The following is a 16,954-nucleotide window of genomic DNA, read 5'->3' as shown; positions in this document are numbered from 1 at the left end:
TTCATTTCCACGCTGCCGATCTGCGCAGATAGTGCAGCGCCACCGCGGCTACGGCCACCGTCAGAGCGGTGGCGACCGTCGCCGCAGCAGCTGCCTGCGGACGCGTCTGAAGATCGATCGAGGTGAACAGTCGAATGGCCATCACCGACAACGGCTCCGGATACGGGCGACCCAGAATGCGGGCTACCTCGTACGAGCCGACCGTGTAGGCGAACGCGATGGCCGCCGATGCGATCAGCGCGGGCCGAGCCAACGGCAGCGTGACCAAACGGAGCCGAGCCCACCGTCCGGCACCCAAGGTCGCGGCCGTCTCGTCGAATGCCGCTACTCGGGTGGCGAGCGTCCCGGCCACGACGACGGCTACGAAAGCCGATTCCTTCCAGGCGTATTCGGCGACAACGGCGATCCACCACCTCCCACCGACCAACTCCGGCCAGCCGCCGTCGGTCATGCCGAGAATGCGCGGCAGCATCCCCGAATCCGCCAGCAACAACGCCATCGCCGCCGCGCCGATCAGGTGCGGCACCGTGACCGTCACCCCAGCAGCGACCAACGCGGCGCGTCCACCCGACAACGCCGTCAGCGCCGCGGCAAGCCCGATCACCGTGGCCAACGCCGTCGAGACGATGGCGATCGACAGCGTCAGCACCACCGAGCGCCAGAGGTCGCCGCCCAGAGCGGAGTACGCGTCGACCGATAGTTCGGGGGTTCCGACCAACGGCATCAGACCCAGGCTCTGCAGCACCACGGTTCCCAGGCCGCCGCCGACGACGAGAACGACCAAGACGACGGCGGGGAGGACCGCCGCTGTGCCGCGAAAGCTCCTCGTGGACGCGCTCACTGACCGGCGAGCACGCTTCGACGCCAACCCTCGTCGACCGGCGAGACCCAGTCGGCTGACAGTTCTGGATGCGCGTTGGCCGACAGCTCTTCGTAGGACGGCAGAACCGTCGAACTCGGCAACGCCTCGAACCTGGCGCGGGCGTCATCGGGCAATCGGTCGATATCGAGCACGGTGAACTGGCCCCACACTTCCGGAGTCGCCTTTGCAAGTTGTTGCTCGGGCGACAACGCGAGATTGGCAACCACCTGCGCCGCGGCCGACTTCCCCGACGTCGACGGAATGGCAAGAAAACTCGCATTCCCGACGGTTCCCTCGTCGAGAGTCAGGACGCGGGTCTCCGGTGGGAAGGTGCCGTCGGCGACGAGTTTCGGGAGGGTCGCGGGGCCGTACGTCATGGTCATGTCGACCTGGCCACCGGCGTAGAGGGCGTCGAGCTCGGAGGAGGACTGCGGATACGTCGTTCCCTCGCGCCACAGTGACGGGGCGAGCTCGTTCAATCGATCGAACAATGCCGGGGCGAGTCGGTCGTAGGAGTCCTGATCGAACTGAGCGGGAACCTCGTCGACACCGCCGGAGGCGTTGATCAAGGCTTCACGCACGAACACCGAACCGGTGAAGTCCGGGGGAGCGGGGTAGGTGAAGCGGCCCGGGTTCGCCCGCGCCCAGTCGAGCACGCCGTCGAATGTCGTCGGCGGATCGGGGATGGCTGCTGCGTTGTAGACCAGGGTGAATTGAGCTTTGTGCCAGGGTGATTCACAGTTCTCGACCGGGGTGCCGAAGTCGTCGCGCAACAGCGGATCCTCGGGATCGGTCAGTTCCATGTTCGGCAGATTCTGCGTCCACCCGCACAGCCACGCGCCGGCCTGCTTACCGGTGCCGAAGTTCGCGCCGTTGACCCACACCAGGTCCACCTCGCCGTCGGTGACCCCGGCCTGCCGCTCGGACAGGATGCGATTGACGGCATCGGTCGTCGATTCCACCGGCACGCGACGCAATGTGACGCCCTCCGCGGCGGCCGCGGGGGTGAGCACGTCGTCGACGTAGGCATTGCCCTGCTCGTCGCCGCCGTACATCCACAGCGAGACGGTCTGTCCTTGCGCCTGCTCCTGGATCTCGCTCCAGGACAGGTCGTCGGCGCGCGGAGCCTCCGATGATGGTGCTGCGCATGCGGTGAGCAGCAACCCTGCGCTCGCCGCAATCGCCACTGCGCACCGTACTGAACGAATCACCCGGGGGCCTCCAGATCAACCGAAGCAGCCGTCGTCGACGCTGCCCTCACCACCGTAATCGGTCGAATGCGACAACCGCTGAACACGCGGGCAGACCGGCCGTGTGCACAATGGATCGTGAACCGTCGGACGAGAGGCACACACCGTGACGCAGGACCGCCCGACGCGTAGTCGCCGCGGCACGACCCTGAAATTGCTCGCGGCTGCCGTGATCGTCATCGCTGTGGTGATCGTGCTGAGCACCGTCGATCTTCCCGATCCGTCGTTCATCCGCGATCGCGTGGTGTCGGCCGGGCCCTGGGGCATCGCGTTGTTCGTCGTGCTCTATGCCGTCCTGTCGGCTACCCCGTTCCCCGCCAGCACGTTGACCATCGCGTCGGGACTGCTGTTCGGGTTGGCGGTGGGCGCGACCGTCGTGGTGTTCGCCGCCACCGCGGGGGCATATCTCGGGTACTGGGGAGCGCGGGCGCTTGGCCGTGGACAGGTGGCCCGCACCGAATGGGACAGGCTCCGCCGGCTCGACGCCATGCTCGGACGACGAGGATTGCTGTCAGTACTGCTCGTGCGACTGGTGCCGCTGCCGTTCTCCCTGGTCAACTACGCGGCCGGAGTCAGTGCCGTAGGGCAACGTGACTACGTGGTGGGCACCATGATCGGGATCGTGCCCGCGACCGTCGCCTACACCGCGCTCGGTGCCTACGGAACGTCGCCGCTGTCGTGGCCGTTCGCCATCGCACTGCTCGCGGTCCTGGCGATCGCGGCCGGCTCGGCCCTGTTGGCACGCCGTCTGGGACTCACCGGTGCAGCCGAATGATCGACAGCTTTCTGCGCCGACACCTCGAAGGCCCACTCGATCGTTGTGCACGCGCGCTCGACCGTCCCTCGATCACGCCCGACCGGATCACCGCGGCGGGACTCGTTCTGGGCCTGGGTAGTGCACTGGCCGCCGGCCTGCAATTCTGGTTGCTCGCTTTGGCATTGTGGATCGTCTCCCGCATCGCCGACGGGCTGGACGGGCCTCTCGCGCGTAGGCGTTCCACTACGGGCGGTGCCGGCGGATTCTTCGACATCACCGCCGATTTTGTGGTCTACGGAACGACTGTGGTGGGCGTCGCGATCGGTGCCTCAGCCGCGTACGACGCCCCCTGGTGGCCGTTCCTGCTGGTTTTGTTGGCGTACTACATCAACGGCACCGCGTTTCTTGCGTTCTCCTCCATTGCCGAGCACACCGGTCGCACCATCGACGACGGTCGATCGCTGTCGTTCCTCGGCGGCTTGGCGGAGGGTGCCGAAACCATTGCGGTGCACAGTCTCTGGCTACTGTTGCCGGGAATCTCGTGGCAGATCGCGGTGGTCTGGGCAGCGGTGGTCGCGGTGAGCTCCGGTCAGCGGATCATCGCCGGGTATCGCGCGCTCTCCTGATCCACGTGCCGCGCACCTTCGCCAGTGCGGCCGTTGCTCGGGAAATTACCGGAGAACCCAACTGCGCCTTCACGTCTGCGATCGCCGCATTCCACGGCCCGTCGTTGTACGTCGGATACGGATGCGTGGCCCCGGCGAGGTCGCGAGTACGCAAACCCTGCTCGATGGCGATGATCAGCTCCCCGATCGTCTCGCCCGCTCGCGGACCCACCACGCAGGCTCCGACGATACGTCGCTTGGCGTCGAGCACGAGCGTCGTCGATCCGTTCGTTGCACTCTCGGTGACGGCGCGATCGACGTGTTGGTGCTCGAGTGTCTGCAGCCGCAACCCACGCTGACGCGCAGTCCGTACATCGATTCCGGCCGAGGCGATCTCGGGATCGGTGAACGTCACCCGCGGAGTCCCCGTCGTACTCACCTTTCGGTTCAGGCCGAGCACGGCGTTGCTCGCCGCCAGGCTGCCATGCACGCCCGCTGTGTGCGTGAACTGCGGATGACCGGTGAGATCACCCGCGGCCCAGATGCGGGGATTGGTGGTCCGCAGATGCTCGTCGACCCGAACGAATCCGTTGTCGCCCACTTCCACACCGGCCGAATCCAACCCGAGAGACGCGGTCCGCGGAGTCCGTCCGGTCGCGACGAGTACCCGATCGAAGTCGATCTCGACGCCCGTGTCGGTTGTGGCTGAGCCGTCGTCGATGCGTACGACGGCGGTGGAGGTCAGTACCCGCACACCCTCGTCGGTCAGGGCCTGCGTCAGTATCGACGAGGCCTCAGGGTGCTCGCGGGGAAGGATCGTCGCTGACCGTCCTACAAGGGTGACGTCGGATCCGAGACGCGAGAATGCTTGCGCCATTTCGCAACCCACCGACCCGGCACCGACGATCAGCAGTCGCTGCGGTAAGTCCTTCAGATCCCACAGGGTGTCGCTGGTCAGGTAGTCCACGTGCTCGATGCCGTCGATCGCCGGCACTGTGGGATGCGCGCCGGTGGTCACGATCGCCTGACCGAAATGCAGCATCCGCGTGCCAACATTCACCGTGTTCGGACCGGTGAACACGGCGTTACCGCTGATAACGTCGACCCCGGCCGCAGTGAGTGCCTCGGGTGAATCGATCGGCGCGATCTCGGCGATCGACCCGTGCACGTGCTGCATCACGCGTGCAAAATCCACGCGCGGTGGCTCGGTGTCGATGCCGAACCGGGACGCGAATCGAACCGTCTGTGCCACCGAAGCCGCCGCGAGCAGTGCTTTCGACGGCACGCATCCGGTCCACAGGCAGTCGCCGCCGGTGCGGTCCCGCTCGATCAATACGACGCGAACGCCGAAACCCGCCGCGGTCTTCGCTGCCACGATGCCGGCGGTACCGCCGCCCACCACGACCACGTCGGGCACACTCGAAGTCGAACGACGGATTCCCATACCTCCCACTATGCCCGCGCCTTGGAGAGACCCGAGATGAGACGACCGACCAAGTACACCTTCTCGGCGCGCCTGTACGACGTGATCTCCGCCGAGTGGCCGGTGTATCGAGCTGGACGGGACGCGGCGTTCGAGCTGATGAATCTGCCTGTGGGGAGCCATGTTCTGGACCTCGGCTGCGGGACGGGGCTGAACTTCGCCGGGTTGCAGCGGATGATCGGCCCGACCGGCTCGATCACCGGAATCGACGCCAGCCCGCAGATGCTCGAACAGGCCCGACTTCGAGCTACCCGCGCGGGGTGGATGAATGTCACATTGATCCCCGCCGACGCCACCGCCCTGACGTCCGCCGATCTGGGGGAGCAGGCCCCGTTCGATGCGGCCCTGAGCACCTACGCGCTGTCGTTGATGACGCCATGGCAGGCGGCGCTCGAATCGATGATCTCGGCTACGCGAGTGGGCGGCGTCGTGGCCGTCGTCGACATGCAGCGGCCCGTCGGACGAGCCGCAGCGTGGACGCCGCTCGCGAAGCTTGCGTGTCGACTCGGAGGGTCGGACATCGAGGCGCATCCATGGACGGCGATGACGCCACTGCTGCAGGATCTTTCGGCCCGCGCTGTCCGCGGAGGCCATATCCAGATTCGCGTCGGGACGGTCAACTCTGGCTCGGTAGAGCCGAGTTCATGAACGGTGCGTCGAACGGCTCGTCGTCGCGCGAGGTCTGCCTCGTCGAACGGCGATCGAGTCAAGTAGTGCGGCCATACCACCAGCGTCCGCGCATCGGGTGCATCGTCACCCGGATATCCGATCGAGCCACTCGGCCAACAACTGCCGCTCCGAATTGCTCAGTACGTCGATGTCGGAAATCGAGGCTCGCAAGGCAATCGCTGCACCGTGCGCAGAGCTTTCGGGATACCGAGGTGTGTCGACGACGATGTGGCGCATGACTGCATCGAACAGCTCGTCGGCGAGTCCGACGTCTCGGCGATCGTGCTGTGTGCCGAGGATGGTCAGGACAGCACCCGTACCCGCGGCATGAATGAGCTCCACCGCGCGCTGCTCGGTGACCCGAAGTCGGCCGGTGCGGGCTATCCGGCGAATCCGTGCCGCGAGAACGGCTTCTCCTTCCCGGACCGCGGGAGAATCGGGCACTCGAGCAGGGTCGCTGAGCAGAGCGAACAAGGTTGGGTTGGCGATCCCGAACTCGATCTGTGCGCGCCATCCGGTTCTCAGATCCTCCACGGGGTCACCATCCTCGGCGAGCTCATTGTCTGCGATCTCGGACTTCGTGGACACATAGGTGGCCATGACATGTTCGGCGACGGCGTCGAGCAGACCATTCTTATCCCCGAACAATCGGTAGATGGCCGGTGCCTGAACCCCGGCCGACTCGGCGACGCCGCGAGTGGTCACCGCCCCCGGGCCGTTTTCCTGCAGAAGCCGAGCTGCGGCATCGACGATTCGTCGACGTGTGCTGTCTCTGGTGCTCGTCGACGAATCCTCCACGTATCGACGATAACGCATTGTTGCTATCGTTGTGTTTCCGGTGTTAACTTCTATCTGATTCCATTGATAACAGGAGGTCGTCATGATCGTCATCACCGGAGCTACCGGGGCATTGAACGGTGCCACCGTCGACCATCTACTCGAACTCGTTCACCCCTCGGAGATCGCCGTCGCGGTTCGCGATGTGGCTCGGGCGCAGCGCTTTGCGGATCGTGGCGCGCAGGTGCGTCGAGGCGTTTATGACGATTCGGACTCGCTGACGACGGCGTTCGACGGGGCAGACCAGGTGTTGCTCGTCTCGTCCAGCGATCCCGGGGCCGACGCGACAGCGTTGCATCGCAACGCGATCGACGCGGCGGTCGCCGCCGGTGCCGGGCGCATTCTCTATACGAGTCACCAGGGCTCGGGGCTCGACAGTCCGTTCAAGCCTGCGCGCGATCATGCTGCGACCGAGCAGATGTTGGCCGACAGCGGTGTGGCGTGGACGTCGTTACGCAACGGCTTCTACGCACACAGCCTCGATTTCGTCATGGGCGATTGGCGCGAGACCGGCGTTGTATCCATACCCGTGGACGGCCCTGTTTCGTGGACCGACAGAGCGGATTCGGCGGAAGCTGCCGCCGCGATACTCACGTCGGATGGCGCATACGAGGGCCCCACGGTGTTGACGGCCCGCGATGCTCCGACAATGACCGAGGTAGCGGCCATCGCGTCGACAGTCGTGGGTCGAAAGATCGAGGTATCGATCGTGGGTGAGGAGCAGTGGGTCGCCGATCGCGTGGCTGCAGGTGCGAACGAGTTCATGGCTCGCTTCACCCTTGGCATCTTTCTCGCCGCCCACGACGGCCGATTCGCCGGTACCGACCCGCTGTTGGGCGAACTGCTCGGTCGCGAACCACGAACTACGCGTGACTTTCTCGTGTCGAGTGAACGCGCGACGTGACATAGCCGTGCCCGCCGCCGTTGCCTTCAGTTTATCGCTGAGTTGGGGGCTTGCGGCAAGACCCCATCGGCGGTGCACACTCTTCCGGCTACCGACACGGAGGAATTTCTATGGCAGACATGGCCGACACACCGGAGCGATTTCGCGTGCACGAGTCAGGTTCTTACTTTCATGGCACGAAGGCCGATCTGAAGGCCGGCGATTACTTGTCTCCCGGCTATCGCTCGAATTACCGTCCCGAGCACATCGCGAACTACATCTACATGACCAAGGTGCTGGACGGTGCCGTGCTCGCGGCCGAGATGGCCGTCGGCGAGGGGCGTCCTCGGGTCTACATCGTGAAGCCGACCGGCAGTGTCGAGGGCGATCCGAACGTGACGGACAAGAAGTTCCCCGGCAATCCGACTCATTCTTACCGCAGCGCGGAACCGGTACGCATCGTCGAAGAGACGTCCGAGTGGGTCGGGCATTCGCCCGAATATCTGAACCGGTTTCGTGAAGGTCTGGAGAAGTTGAGGCAGACGGGAACGGCGGTTCTCTACGACTAGGCGGTGAGTTTTCGCGCAGACCCAGGTCCACACAGCATGACGACACAGACAGTTTCCGTTCCTGGTGCAACCCTGACGTACGACGTGATCGGCGAACTCGAGCCCGGGGTTTCTCCCTTGGTGCTCATCGGCTCACCGATGGATGCGAGCGGGTTCGGGACGTTGGCATCGCACTTCCGCGACCGAGTGGTCGTCACGTACGACCCGAGAAATGTGGGACGCAGTCGACGAGACGACACGACGGCCGCGGTCACCTTCGGTCAACATGCCGACGACCTGCACGCAGTGCTCACCGCCGTCGGCCATGGGCCTGTGGATGTGTTCGCCTCGAGCGGGGGTGCGGTCAATGCGCTGGTACTCGTCAGCAGATACCCGTCCGATGTTCGGACGTTGGTGGCCCACGAACCACCCGCCGGAGGCACTCTGCAGGACCGGGAGAACATTGCGACCGTGTGCGCAAACATGGTGGCCGCATACGACGCTCACGGCCGCGGTCCGGCCATGGCCCAGTTCATGGCGTTGCTCATGCACGCAGGACCCATCGACAACACGTTCTTCGATCGCCCGGCACCGGACCCGGCGCAGTTCGGCCTCTCGGCCGAGGACGACGGAACCCGCGACGACGCCCTGATGTCCAACATGCGCAGCGGCGGAGTCGATTTCGCACCCGACGTCGACGCGGTGCGTGCTGCTCCCACCACGGTTGTGATCGGAGTCGGCGAGGAATCCGGCGGTCCCGAGGACGGTCACATCGCCGCTCGCGCAGCGTATTCCACTGCGGCGCTCCTCGGATCGGAGCCGATTGTCTTTCCCGGCGGCCACTCGGGCTTCCTCGGCGGCGAATTCGGTCAGACGGGAAAGCCGACCGAATTTGCCGAGACACTACGGAAAGTATTGGGCTGATCGAGCTTTCGTCCTACAGAACCAGGAGCAATCATGGGCCTCATCACGCTGGAGCTTTTTGCCACCCTCGACCTCGTCGCGCAATCACCCGGAAGCCCGGAGGAAGACCCCGAGAATTTTCCCTACGGCGGCTGGCAGGCTCCTTTGCTCGACCAGGTTTCGGGGGCACAGGTCGCCGCCGCATACGAGGGCACGGATGCGCTCCTACTCGGGCGGCGTACCTACGACATCTTCGCCGCGTACTGGCCGCACCAACGCGATTCGTTCGCAACGTTGTTCAACACCATCCCGAAATACGTGGCCTCGCGCGGCACACCCGATCTGCGGTGGGACGGTTCGACTCAACTCGGACCGGACTTGGCCGGGGCGGTGGGTGAGATCCGAGATCGACACGACAATATCAAGGTGGTCGGAAGTCTCGATCTGGTGCAGACCCTGTTGCGCGAGAGGCTCTTCGATCGGCTCGATCTATGGGTGCACCCCATCCTTCTCGGAGTCGGAAAGAAGGTCTTCGCCGACGGCACCGTGCCCAGCAACCTGACGTTGCTCGAGCCACCGGCCGTCGGAGGCAAAGGCACCGTCTACCTGCGATACGGCCTCGACGCCGGGACTCCGGACGTCGGCAACATGGACGACGTACTGACCGACTAGATCGGAGGGCAATTCACTTCTTCTGCCGCCGGCTCCCGCCGTGCCAATCCTGTTGCACGCCAACCTCGTCCTCCGTCAGCCCGAGTGCCTTCAACTGGGGGAGCTCACGCATGCTGCGCTTCATCTCGGCAAATCCAGGGAATCGTGCGAGTCCGATCACGTTGTCCCACAGCGGCACTGCCTCCTCGTCGCTGGGAATCCTGCTGATCACCGGACCGAAGAACGCGACACCGTCCGGTGGCTCGAAGGCGATGATGGGAGTTCCGACGTCCTTGCCGGTCAGCGACAGCGCATGATCGGTTTCGGCCCGGATCTCGTCGTCGATCGTCGAATCATCGAGTGCTGCAGTGTGATGGGTGGGCAGCCCGACTTCCTCGAGGATCGGCCCGAGGAATGCGGCGGTGCCGCGATGTCCGTGACTCGCAGCGTCGTCGGGCACCGCCTCGGTGTCGAAGATGTGCGTTCCGAGGGCCTGATACAGCGGCCCGACAGCGTCCGACCCATGCTCACGACGAACAGAGGCAGCGGCCCGCAGTAGTCGCAGACCCGCGGTGTGGCCGGCCTCGTACTCGGGTGGGAAATGGGCGTCGTAGTCGATGTGGGAGTTGAGCAGGCGAAGCGAGATGAACCGCCAGTCGACGGAGTAATCGCGCTGGGATTGAACCTTGCGAACCCATTTGCTGGTCATCCACGCGAACGGGCATACCGGATCGAAATAGAAATCGATATCGGACATCAGGGGACTCTCCTTGTGGGGCGTAGGTTCCGTGCGTTCATTTCTCACCCAGCAGAGCCGGGCGCTGTTCGGTGACTACCGCTCGAATCGCGTCGATCACCGCCGACACTTCGGGTCGTCTGAGAGTTTCGGTGCGAGTGACGAGCCAGTAGGTCAGGGTCACCGCGATGGCGTCGGGCAGGATTCGTTGCAGGTCGGGGTGTCGGTCGGCCATGAAACACGGCAACAATCCGATGCCCGCCGAGGCTCGTGTGGCCTCGACGTGGACGAACACGTTGGTCGACGTCACCGATTCGCGCATCGTCGGAGTGAAGTTGGGGGCCAGATCCAGATCGTCGACATGCAGCATCGAGTCGATGAAGTAGATGAACGGATGGGCGGCGAGGTCGGCCGGCACCTGCGGCGTGCCGTGCTCGTCAACGTAGGTCTTCGACGCGTACAGACCCAGCACGTAGTCGCCGAGCCGGATGGCCTCCGCGCGATGCACCTGCGGTTGTCCGACGACGATCTCGATGTCCAATCCGGACCGTTGCCTCGACGCACGTCTGGTGGTCGCGACGATCTCCACCGACACCAGCGGATGGGTGCGTTGCACGCGAGCAGCCGCAGGAGCTGCGATGTAAGCACTGAAACCGTCCGTGGCCGAGATGCGTACGACGCCCTTCAGCGCACCCGCGTCGCTCGAGACCAGCGTCTGCAGCGCGTTTTCGACGGCCTCGGCAGCGGCCAGTGCACCGTGCCCCAGTTGGGTCAGTTCCCAACCTCCGCCGGCACGGGTGAGCACTCGTCCGCCGAGGGTGTCCTCGAGTGCGGCGATGCGTCGGGAGATGGTCGTGTGGTTGATGCCGAGGTCGTCGGCAGCGGAGCTGTAGCGTCCGGTTCGACTGACGGCGAGCAGCACCAGCAGGTCGTCGGCACTGGGAACCTTCCCGTCACCGCGTGTCATGTGTGCAGTTTTGCAGATCGAACCTGCGTCCATGCCTCTTGCGCAGAAAAAGATCTGCACCAATACTCAGACCAACCCCGCTAAATGTGTGGTCTGTCACAAACACGAGCACGCAGTGCCGAGCAACACAGGAGAAGCTATGAGCGTCGACCGACCGCTGGCAGAAAGGTCCGAGCCGGACCCCGATGCCACCCCCACGGGCCTGAAGAAGGTCGTCGGAGCATCGATGGCCGGCACCATCGTCGAGTGGTACGAGTTCTTTCTCTACGGAACCGCCGCCACACTGGTGTTCAGCAAGATTTTCTTTGCGGCCGGAACCAGTGAGCTCGACGCCATCCTCGCGGCCTTCGTCACCTACGCCGTCGGCTTCGTCGCGCGACCCCTGGGCGGCATCGTCTTCGGACACTACGGCGACAAGTACGGCCGAAAGAAGCTGCTGCAGTTCAGCCTCGTCCTCGTCGGCGGAGCCACGTTCCTCATGGGCTGCCTACCGACATTCGAGGCCATCGGCTACTGGGCCCCGGCACTGTTGGTCACCCTGCGATTCATTCAGGGCTTCGCCGTCGGCGGCGAATGGGGCGGCGCGGTTCTCCTTGTCGCAGAACACAGTCCGAACAAGAGCCGCGGATTCTGGGCCAGCTGGCCGCAGGCAGGCGTGCCCGCAGGTAACCTCCTCGCGACCGTCGCACTGCTCGTCCTGACGACAACCCTGTCCGACGAAGCATTCCTCAGCTGGGGCTGGCGCGTCGCGTTCTGGCTCTCTGCCGTCATCGTTTTCGTCGGCTACTACATCCGTACCAAGGTCTCCGACGCCCCGATCTTCATCGAGGCACACAAGCAGGCCGAGGTCATCAAGGCCGCGTCGTACGGCGTCTTCGAGGTCGTGAAGCGTTACCCACGTGGCGTATTCACCGCAATGGGCCTGCGCTTCGGTGAGAACGTCATGTACTACCTCGTCGTCACCTTCTCCATCACCTACCTCAAGGTGGAGGTCGGCACCGACACCAGCACGATCCTGTGGTGGATGCTCATCGCCCACGCGATCCACTTCTGCACAATTCCGTTGGTGGGCAGGCTCGCCGACCGCATCGGCCGCCGTCCGGTCTACTTCGCCGGTGCCCTCACCGCGGCAACGTGGGGCTTCTTCGCCTTCCCGATGATGAACAGCGGCCACAACGTCGTGATCCTGCTGGCCATCATCATCGGCCTGATGTTCCACGCCTTCATGTACGCCACGCAGCCGGCCATCATGGCCGAGATGTTCCCGACGCGGATGCGGTATTCCGGTGTGTCCCTCGGCTATCAGGTCACCTCGATCGTCGCCGGCTCGCTGGCCCCGATCATCGCCGTGAAGCTGCTCGACATCTACGGCTCGTCCGTGCCCATCGCGGTGTACTTGGCCGTGGCCTGCGCGATCACCGTGGTTGCCGTCGTCGTCGCCAGGGAGACAAAGGGATTGGCGCTCGAAAGCATCGACATCGCCGACGCCAAGAACCTGGCCACCGAAGCCGAGCTGGCGAAGGCCGGCCTGCTCGATCCGAGTGTAAAGCGGTGACCGACCTGACCGGACGCTCCGCCCTGATCACCGGGGGAGCGTCCGGCATCGGGGCCGCGTGCGCGCGTGAGCTCGCCGGCCGCGGTGCCCGCGTCACCATCGCCGACGTGAACGACGTCGCAGCAAAGGAATTGGCGGCCGAGCTCGACGGCGAGGTGTGGTCGGTCGATCTGCTCGACACCGCCGCACTGGACGACCTTCGGCTCGACGTCGACATCCTGGTGAACAATGCCGGCATCCAAACAGTCGCACCGATCGTCGATTTCGACCCCGGCGCATTCCGTCGAATTCAGACGCTGATGGTCGAAGCTCCGTTCCTGCTGATTCGTGCGGCGCTGCCTGGGATGAATGCCCGCCGGTTCGGCCGGGTCATCAATCTGTCGTCGGTGCACGGACTGCGGGCATCGGAATTCAAGGTCGCCTACGTCACCGCCAAACACGCACTCGAAGGACTGTCGAAGGTGACAGCCCTCGAAGGTGCCGCGCATGGCGTGACGAGCAACTGCGTCAACCCCGGGTACGTCCGCACACCGCTGGTCGAAAAACAGATCGCCGATCAGGCCAAGGCGCACGGGATTCCCGAGAACGAGGTACTGGAGAAAGTTTTGCTGACCGAGGCCGCCATCAAGAGACTCGTCGAACCGGCCGAAGTCGCCTCACTGGTGGGATGGCTGACCTCCGAGAACGCAGGCATGGTCACCGGGGCGTCCTACACCATGGACGGTGGTTGGTCGGCTCGTTAGATTCAGTGCCGCCCGTCTGCTGCGCCCCCCACTTTGGGATCAAAGCTTGGTTTTCAGTCGCTCAGATTGCAACAAAGTCGCATTCATCCGGATCGGGTCGCCGCACCCCACCGGATGAATGCGGCTTTGTTGCACTCAGACGGACTCGAACGCCCATTGATCCGGAGACGGGTGGGCTGATCGGGAGACGGGTGGGCGCGAACCGGAGCACCCCTCCCCGAACAGCAAGAAGCCCCCGTGACAGGTCACGGGGGCTTCTTTGGCGGAGGATAGGGGATTTGAACCCCTGAGGGCGTTAACCCAACCCGCGTTCCAGGCGAGCGCCATAGGCCACTAGGCGAATCCTCCGTGGGGGAGCTTACCCGGTTACCCCCACCAACTCCCAAATCGGGAGGCGCGAAGGGTGGTGATGCGTTGCCCGACGGGAGGCGGCTACACTTCCTAACGGATCCCGCGCGGCGCGCATCCTGTGAACTCCCCCAGGGCCGGAAGGCAGCAAGGGTCAATGGGCTCTGCCGGGTGCGCGGGGTCCCCTTTATTTCAGTGACATAGACACTGTCCGGGGAACCCAGTCACCGAGAGGCCGCTCCGCATGCCAGCGCAAACCCAGTTGGGTCTGATGAACCATGAGGAGCTCGCCTCCGAGCACGAGCGGCAGAGCGCGAAGTACACGCAGCTCAAAGCCGAGAATCTGAAGCTGGATCTCACCCGCGGCAAGCCGTCGCCCGAGCAGCTCGATCTCGCTGCCGAGCTGCTGACGCTCCCCGGCGCGGACTACAAGGACGGCAACGGCACCGATTGCCGCAACTACGGTGGCCTTGCGGGTCTGCCGGAATTGCGTGCCATCTTCGGTGAACTGCTCGGCATCCCGGTGAAGAACCTGGTGGCCGGTAACAACGCCAGCCTCGAAATCATGCAGGACCTCGTGGTCTGGGCTCTGCTGCACGGGCTGTCGGATTCGCCACGCCCGTGGTCGGCGGAGCCGAACGTTCGCTTCCTGTGCCCGGCCCCCGGCTACGACCGTCACTTCGCGATCACCGAGAGCTTCGGCATCGAGATGATTACGGTGCCGATGGGTCCCGACGGACCGGACGTGCACGAGATCGCCAACCTGGTGGCGTCGGATCCGCAGATCAAGGGCATGTGGGTGGTGCCGAACTACGCCAATCCCACCGGTGCCGTCTACTCGGAGGAAGTCGTTCGCGCGCTGGCAACGATGCCCGCAGCCGCACCCGATTTCCGTCTGTTCTGGGACAACGCGTACGCGGTGCATCCGCTGACCGACGAGTTCGCGCCGTCCTACGACGTCATCGGCATGGCGGCCAAGGCAGGTTTCCCCAATCGTGCGTTCGTGTTCGCGTCGACCTCGAAGGTCACGTTCGCCGGTGCGGGCGTCAGCTTCTTCGGCAGTTCCGAGGAGAACCTCGCCTGGTATCAGAAGCACCTCGGCAAGAAGAGCATCGGACCGGACAAGCTCAACCAGCTGCGGCACCTGCGTTTCTTCGGTGACGCCGAGGGGGTGCGGGCGCACATGGCCAAGCATCGCGAGATCCTGAAGCCCAAGTTCGCGCTGGTGCAGCAGATTCTCGAGGACCGGCTCGGTGCCTCGAAGATCGCGTCGTGGACCGAACCCAAGGGTGGTTACTTCATCAGCCTCGACGTGCTCGAAGGGACGGCTGCGCGGTCGATCGCGCTGGCCAAGGATGCCGGAATCGCTCTGACGGCCGCCGGCTCGGCCTTCCCGTACGGAAAAGATCCGGAAGACAAGAACATCCGCCTCGCCCCGAGCTTCCCGTCGCTCGGTGAGCTGGAGAAGTCGATGGACGGCGTCGCAACCTGCGTTCTGCTGGCCGCGACGGAGAAGCTGCTCGAAGGCTGAACGCATGTGAGTGGAAACTCGTAGCAGGCTACGCGTTTCCACTCACATGCGGCGAAGCCGCTCTCAGTGCCCGACGACAACCGCACCTTCGGGGGCCGAGGGCAACGGCCCCTTCTTCAGGAGCGTGGCCGAGAGCACCGCGCCGAGCAGGAAGATGCCCGACGCCCACCAGAAGGTGGTCGTGTAGCTGGCGATCTCGGCATTGGCCTGCAGCAGAGCCGCATCGGTTGCCGTTGCCATGTTGGTGCTGACGTAGCTGGTCGCGGCGTTGGCTGCCACGGTGCTCAGCAGTGCGGTACCGATCGAGCCGCCCACCTGCTGCATGGTGTTCACCGTTGCTGACGCGACGCCGGAGTCGTCCGGAGCGACGCCGGAGATTGCGCCCTGCATGGCCGGTGCCATGGTGGCACCGAGGCCGAGGCCCATGATGATCAGGCCGGGCAGGATGTGCGTGACGTAGCTGCTGTCCAGATCGATCTGGGTGAGCAGTCCCATTCCGATCGACGCGACGACAAGGCCGGTCGTCATCAGGATCCGCGGCCCGAACCGGGGGAGGATCAGTGCCGTCGACAGTGTCGCGGTGAGGATCAGCGACGCGATCATCGGCATGAACGCGAACCCGGTGGTGATCGGGGTGTACTTCAGCGTGCTCTGCAGGTAGTAGGTCAAGAACAGGAACACCGCGAACATGCCTGCGCCGGTGACGAACACCGCGAGGAATGATCCGGCCCGGGTGCGGTCCAGAACGATGCGCAGCGGCAGCAGAGGGTGTTCGACGCGATTCTGGATGGTCACGAAGACGGCGAGAAGAACGACACCTGCCGCCAGGAATCCGAGGGTGACGGGGTTGCTCCAGCCGTCGGATTCGGCGTGCGCGAAGCCGTAGACGATCGAGAACAGCGCGGCGGAGACGGCGATCGTTCCGGGGATATCGAGCTTGGGCCGGACGTCGACCTTGTGCTTGGCCAGGAACAGGAAGGCTCCGACGAAGGCGAGCGCAGCGAAGATCAGGTTGACGTACAGGCTCCAGCGCCAGTTTGCCCACTCGGTGAGCATGCCGCCGAGCAGTAGACCCAGTGCACCGCCGCCGCCGGCGATGGCACCGAAGATGCCGAAGGCCTTGGCGCGTTCCTTGGTGTCGGTGAAGGTGGTGGCCAGCAGTGACAGAGCCGCGGGTGCCAGCAGTGCGCCGAAGACGCCCTGACCGGCGCGGGCTGCGACGAGCATGCCGAAGTTGACGGCCGCGCCGCCCACTGCCGACATCAGCGCGAAGCCGACGAGGCCGATGAGGAAGGTGTTACGTCGACCGAAGAGGTCGCTCAGGCGTCCACCGAGGAGCAACAGGCTGCCGAACGCGAGTGCGTAGGCGGTGACGACCCAGGAGCGGTCGGCGTTGTCGAAGCCAAGATCGAGCTGGGCGGCGGGGAGTGCGATGTTCACGATGGTCGCGTCGAGCACGACCATGAGCTGGGCCAGTCCAAGAGTGGCGAGAATCAACCAGCGATTCCGGTGCGCACGCTCGTCCGCCGGCGTCGTGGTCGACGTTGAGCCGTCCACGTTCTCCGATGAAAGGGTGGTCATGGTGTCCTCGGTTCGACTATGCGGAGGTGTATCCTCCGGTTGTAG

General features: G+C 64.7%; 17 protein-coding genes, 1 tRNA gene and 1 other RNA gene. 11 read left to right on the top strand and 8 right to left on the bottom strand.

Annotated features, from left to right (window positions below; genetic code table 11):
- Window position 1: 1 nt before the first annotated feature.
- Window positions 2-841, bottom strand: coding sequence for an ABC transporter permease subunit (locus tag K414_RS0102930; protein WP_027494578.1), 840 nt, complete (start codon window positions 839-841; stop codon window positions 2-4).
- Complete coding sequence (locus K414_RS0102925) at window positions 838-2,073, bottom strand: ABC transporter substrate-binding protein (RefSeq protein ID WP_037218830.1); 1,236 nt, start codon at window positions 2,071-2,073, stop codon at window positions 838-840. The genes K414_RS0102930 and K414_RS0102925 overlap by 4 nt, the downstream gene beginning before the upstream one ends.
- Window positions 2,074-2,218: 145 nt before the next feature.
- On the opposite strand from K414_RS0102925, the gene K414_RS0102920 reads away from it, so the two are divergent.
- Window positions 2,219-2,887 (top strand): VTT domain-containing protein, encoded by a 669-nt coding sequence (locus tag K414_RS0102920; RefSeq protein ID WP_237606117.1) that lies wholly within the window; start codon window positions 2,219-2,221, stop codon window positions 2,885-2,887.
- Entirely contained in the window at window positions 2,884-3,495 is a 612-nt protein-coding gene (locus K414_RS0102915) for a CDP-alcohol phosphatidyltransferase family protein (protein WP_027494575.1), read from the top strand. Before K414_RS0102920 ends, K414_RS0102915 begins: the two co-directional genes overlap by 4 nt.
- Here K414_RS0102915 and K414_RS0102910 read toward each other — a convergent pair.
- The gene (locus tag K414_RS0102910; RefSeq protein WP_037218828.1) at window positions 3,467-4,918 is read right to left on the bottom strand and encodes an FAD-dependent oxidoreductase; all 1,452 of its coding nucleotides are present in this window, start codon (window positions 4,916-4,918) and stop codon (window positions 3,467-3,469) included. The genes K414_RS0102915 and K414_RS0102910 overlap by 29 nt on opposite strands.
- A gap of 36 nt (window positions 4,919-4,954) precedes the next feature.
- On the opposite strand from K414_RS0102910, the gene K414_RS0102905 reads away from it, so the two are divergent.
- Window positions 4,955-5,605 (top strand): methyltransferase domain-containing protein, encoded by a 651-nt coding sequence (locus tag K414_RS0102905; RefSeq protein ID WP_027494573.1) that lies wholly within the window; start codon window positions 4,955-4,957, stop codon window positions 5,603-5,605.
- 105 nt (window positions 5,606-5,710) lie between these two features.
- Here the strand turns inward: K414_RS0102905 and K414_RS0102900 are convergent, their stop codons facing one another.
- Complete coding sequence (locus K414_RS0102900) at window positions 5,711-6,424, bottom strand: TetR/AcrR family transcriptional regulator (protein WP_202595041.1); 714 nt, start codon at window positions 6,422-6,424, stop codon at window positions 5,711-5,713.
- A gap of 82 nt (window positions 6,425-6,506) precedes the next feature.
- Between K414_RS0102900 and K414_RS0102895 the strand changes: the two genes are divergently transcribed.
- The 4 genes from K414_RS0102895 to K414_RS0102880 all read left to right on the top strand — a co-directional run bounded on the left by K414_RS0102895 (window position 6,507) and on the right by K414_RS0102880 (window position 9,469).
- Complete coding sequence (locus K414_RS0102895; protein WP_027494571.1) at window positions 6,507-7,367, top strand: NmrA family NAD(P)-binding protein; 861 nt, start codon at window positions 6,507-6,509, stop codon at window positions 7,365-7,367.
- Between the two features lie 119 nt (window positions 7,368-7,486).
- Window positions 7,487-7,915 carry an NAD(+)--rifampin ADP-ribosyltransferase gene (arr, locus tag K414_RS0102890; RefSeq protein ID WP_027494570.1) on the top strand — a complete coding sequence of 143 codons (429 nt, stop codon included), beginning with the start codon at window positions 7,487-7,489 and terminating at the stop codon, window positions 7,913-7,915.
- A gap of 36 nt (window positions 7,916-7,951) precedes the next feature.
- On the top strand, window positions 7,952-8,818 hold the full coding sequence (locus tag K414_RS0102885) for an alpha/beta hydrolase (protein WP_027494569.1): 867 nt from the start codon (window positions 7,952-7,954) through the stop codon (window positions 8,816-8,818).
- 33 nt (window positions 8,819-8,851) lie between these two features.
- The gene (locus K414_RS0102880) at window positions 8,852-9,469 is read left to right on the top strand and encodes a dihydrofolate reductase family protein (protein ID WP_027494568.1); all 618 of its coding nucleotides are present in this window, start codon (window positions 8,852-8,854) and stop codon (window positions 9,467-9,469) included.
- Window positions 9,470-9,482: 13 nt separating this feature from the next.
- Here K414_RS0102880 and K414_RS0102875 read toward each other — a convergent pair whose 3' ends face one another.
- Both K414_RS0102875 and K414_RS0102870 read right to left on the bottom strand, forming a co-directional pair.
- Window positions 9,483-10,205, bottom strand: coding sequence for a hypothetical protein (locus tag K414_RS0102875; RefSeq protein WP_027494567.1), 723 nt, complete (start codon window positions 10,203-10,205; stop codon window positions 9,483-9,485).
- Between the two features lie 37 nt (window positions 10,206-10,242).
- Complete coding sequence (locus K414_RS0102870; RefSeq protein ID WP_152530350.1) at window positions 10,243-11,151, bottom strand: LysR family transcriptional regulator; 909 nt, start codon at window positions 11,149-11,151, stop codon at window positions 10,243-10,245.
- Window positions 11,152-11,290: 139 nt separating this feature from the next.
- Here K414_RS0102870 and K414_RS0102865 point away from each other — a divergent pair, with 139 nt between their 5' ends.
- Window positions 11,291-12,706, top strand: coding sequence for an MFS transporter (locus K414_RS0102865; RefSeq protein ID WP_027494565.1), 1,416 nt, complete (start codon window positions 11,291-11,293; stop codon window positions 12,704-12,706).
- Window positions 12,703-13,449, top strand: a complete 747-nt coding sequence (locus K414_RS0102860; RefSeq protein WP_027494564.1) for a 3-hydroxybutyrate dehydrogenase — start codon at window positions 12,703-12,705, stop codon at window positions 13,447-13,449. The genes K414_RS0102865 and K414_RS0102860 overlap by 4 nt, the downstream gene beginning before the upstream one ends.
- A gap of 260 nt (window positions 13,450-13,709) precedes the next feature.
- Here K414_RS0102860 and K414_RS0102855 read toward each other — a convergent pair.
- Window positions 13,710-13,797: transfer RNA gene (locus tag K414_RS0102855), tRNA-Ser, on the bottom strand.
- A gap of 95 nt (window positions 13,798-13,892) precedes the next feature.
- Between K414_RS0102855 and ffs the strand changes: the two genes are divergently transcribed.
- Together ffs and K414_RS0102850 are read left to right on the top strand one after the other, a co-directional pair.
- Window positions 13,893-13,987, top strand: an RNA gene (gene ffs / locus K414_RS28440) — signal recognition particle sRNA small type.
- Between the two features lie 54 nt (window positions 13,988-14,041).
- The gene (locus K414_RS0102850; protein WP_027494563.1) at window positions 14,042-15,328 is read left to right on the top strand and encodes an aminotransferase class I/II-fold pyridoxal phosphate-dependent enzyme; all 1,287 of its coding nucleotides are present in this window, start codon (window positions 14,042-14,044) and stop codon (window positions 15,326-15,328) included.
- 63 nt (window positions 15,329-15,391) lie between these two features.
- Here K414_RS0102850 and K414_RS0102845 read toward each other — a convergent pair whose 3' ends face one another.
- Entirely contained in the window at window positions 15,392-16,909 is a 1,518-nt protein-coding gene (locus tag K414_RS0102845) for an MFS transporter (RefSeq protein WP_027494562.1), read from the bottom strand.
- Window positions 16,910-16,954 lie beyond the last annotated feature (45 nt).

Source organism: Rhodococcus sp. JG-3, from assembly GCF_000482405.1.
Lineage (GTDB): Bacteria > Actinomycetota > Actinomycetes > Mycobacteriales > Mycobacteriaceae > Rhodococcoides > Rhodococcoides fascians.
This window is presented reverse-complemented; position numbering and strand designations above follow the sequence as displayed.

Coding starts and splice junctions, on each gene's coding strand:
- K414_RS0102915 (WP_027494575.1), top strand. CDS start 2,884: ATGATCGACAGCTTTCTGCGCCGACACCTCGAAGGCCCACTCGATCGT.
- K414_RS0102910 (WP_037218828.1), bottom strand. CDS start 4,918: ATGGGAATCCGTCGTTCGACTTCGAGTGTGCCCGACGTGGTCGTGGTG.
- K414_RS0102905 (WP_027494573.1), top strand. CDS start 4,955: ATGAGACGACCGACCAAGTACACCTTCTCGGCGCGCCTGTACGACGTG.
- K414_RS0102895 (WP_027494571.1), top strand. CDS start 6,507: ATGATCGTCATCACCGGAGCTACCGGGGCATTGAACGGTGCCACCGTC.
- arr (WP_027494570.1), top strand. CDS start 7,487: ATGGCCGACACACCGGAGCGATTTCGCGTGCACGAGTCAGGTTCTTAC.
- K414_RS0102885 (WP_027494569.1), top strand. CDS start 7,952: ATGACGACACAGACAGTTTCCGTTCCTGGTGCAACCCTGACGTACGAC.
- K414_RS0102880 (WP_027494568.1), top strand. CDS start 8,852: ATGGGCCTCATCACGCTGGAGCTTTTTGCCACCCTCGACCTCGTCGCG.
- K414_RS0102875 (WP_027494567.1), bottom strand. CDS start 10,205: ATGTCCGATATCGATTTCTATTTCGATCCGGTATGCCCGTTCGCGTGG.
- K414_RS0102870 (WP_152530350.1), bottom strand. CDS start 11,151: ATGACACGCGGTGACGGGAAGGTTCCCAGTGCCGACGACCTGCTGGTG.
- K414_RS0102865 (WP_027494565.1), top strand. CDS start 11,291: ATGAGCGTCGACCGACCGCTGGCAGAAAGGTCCGAGCCGGACCCCGAT.
- K414_RS0102850 (WP_027494563.1), top strand. CDS start 14,042: ATGCCAGCGCAAACCCAGTTGGGTCTGATGAACCATGAGGAGCTCGCC.
- K414_RS0102845 (WP_027494562.1), bottom strand. CDS start 16,909: ATGACCACCCTTTCATCGGAGAACGTGGACGGCTCAACGTCGACCACG.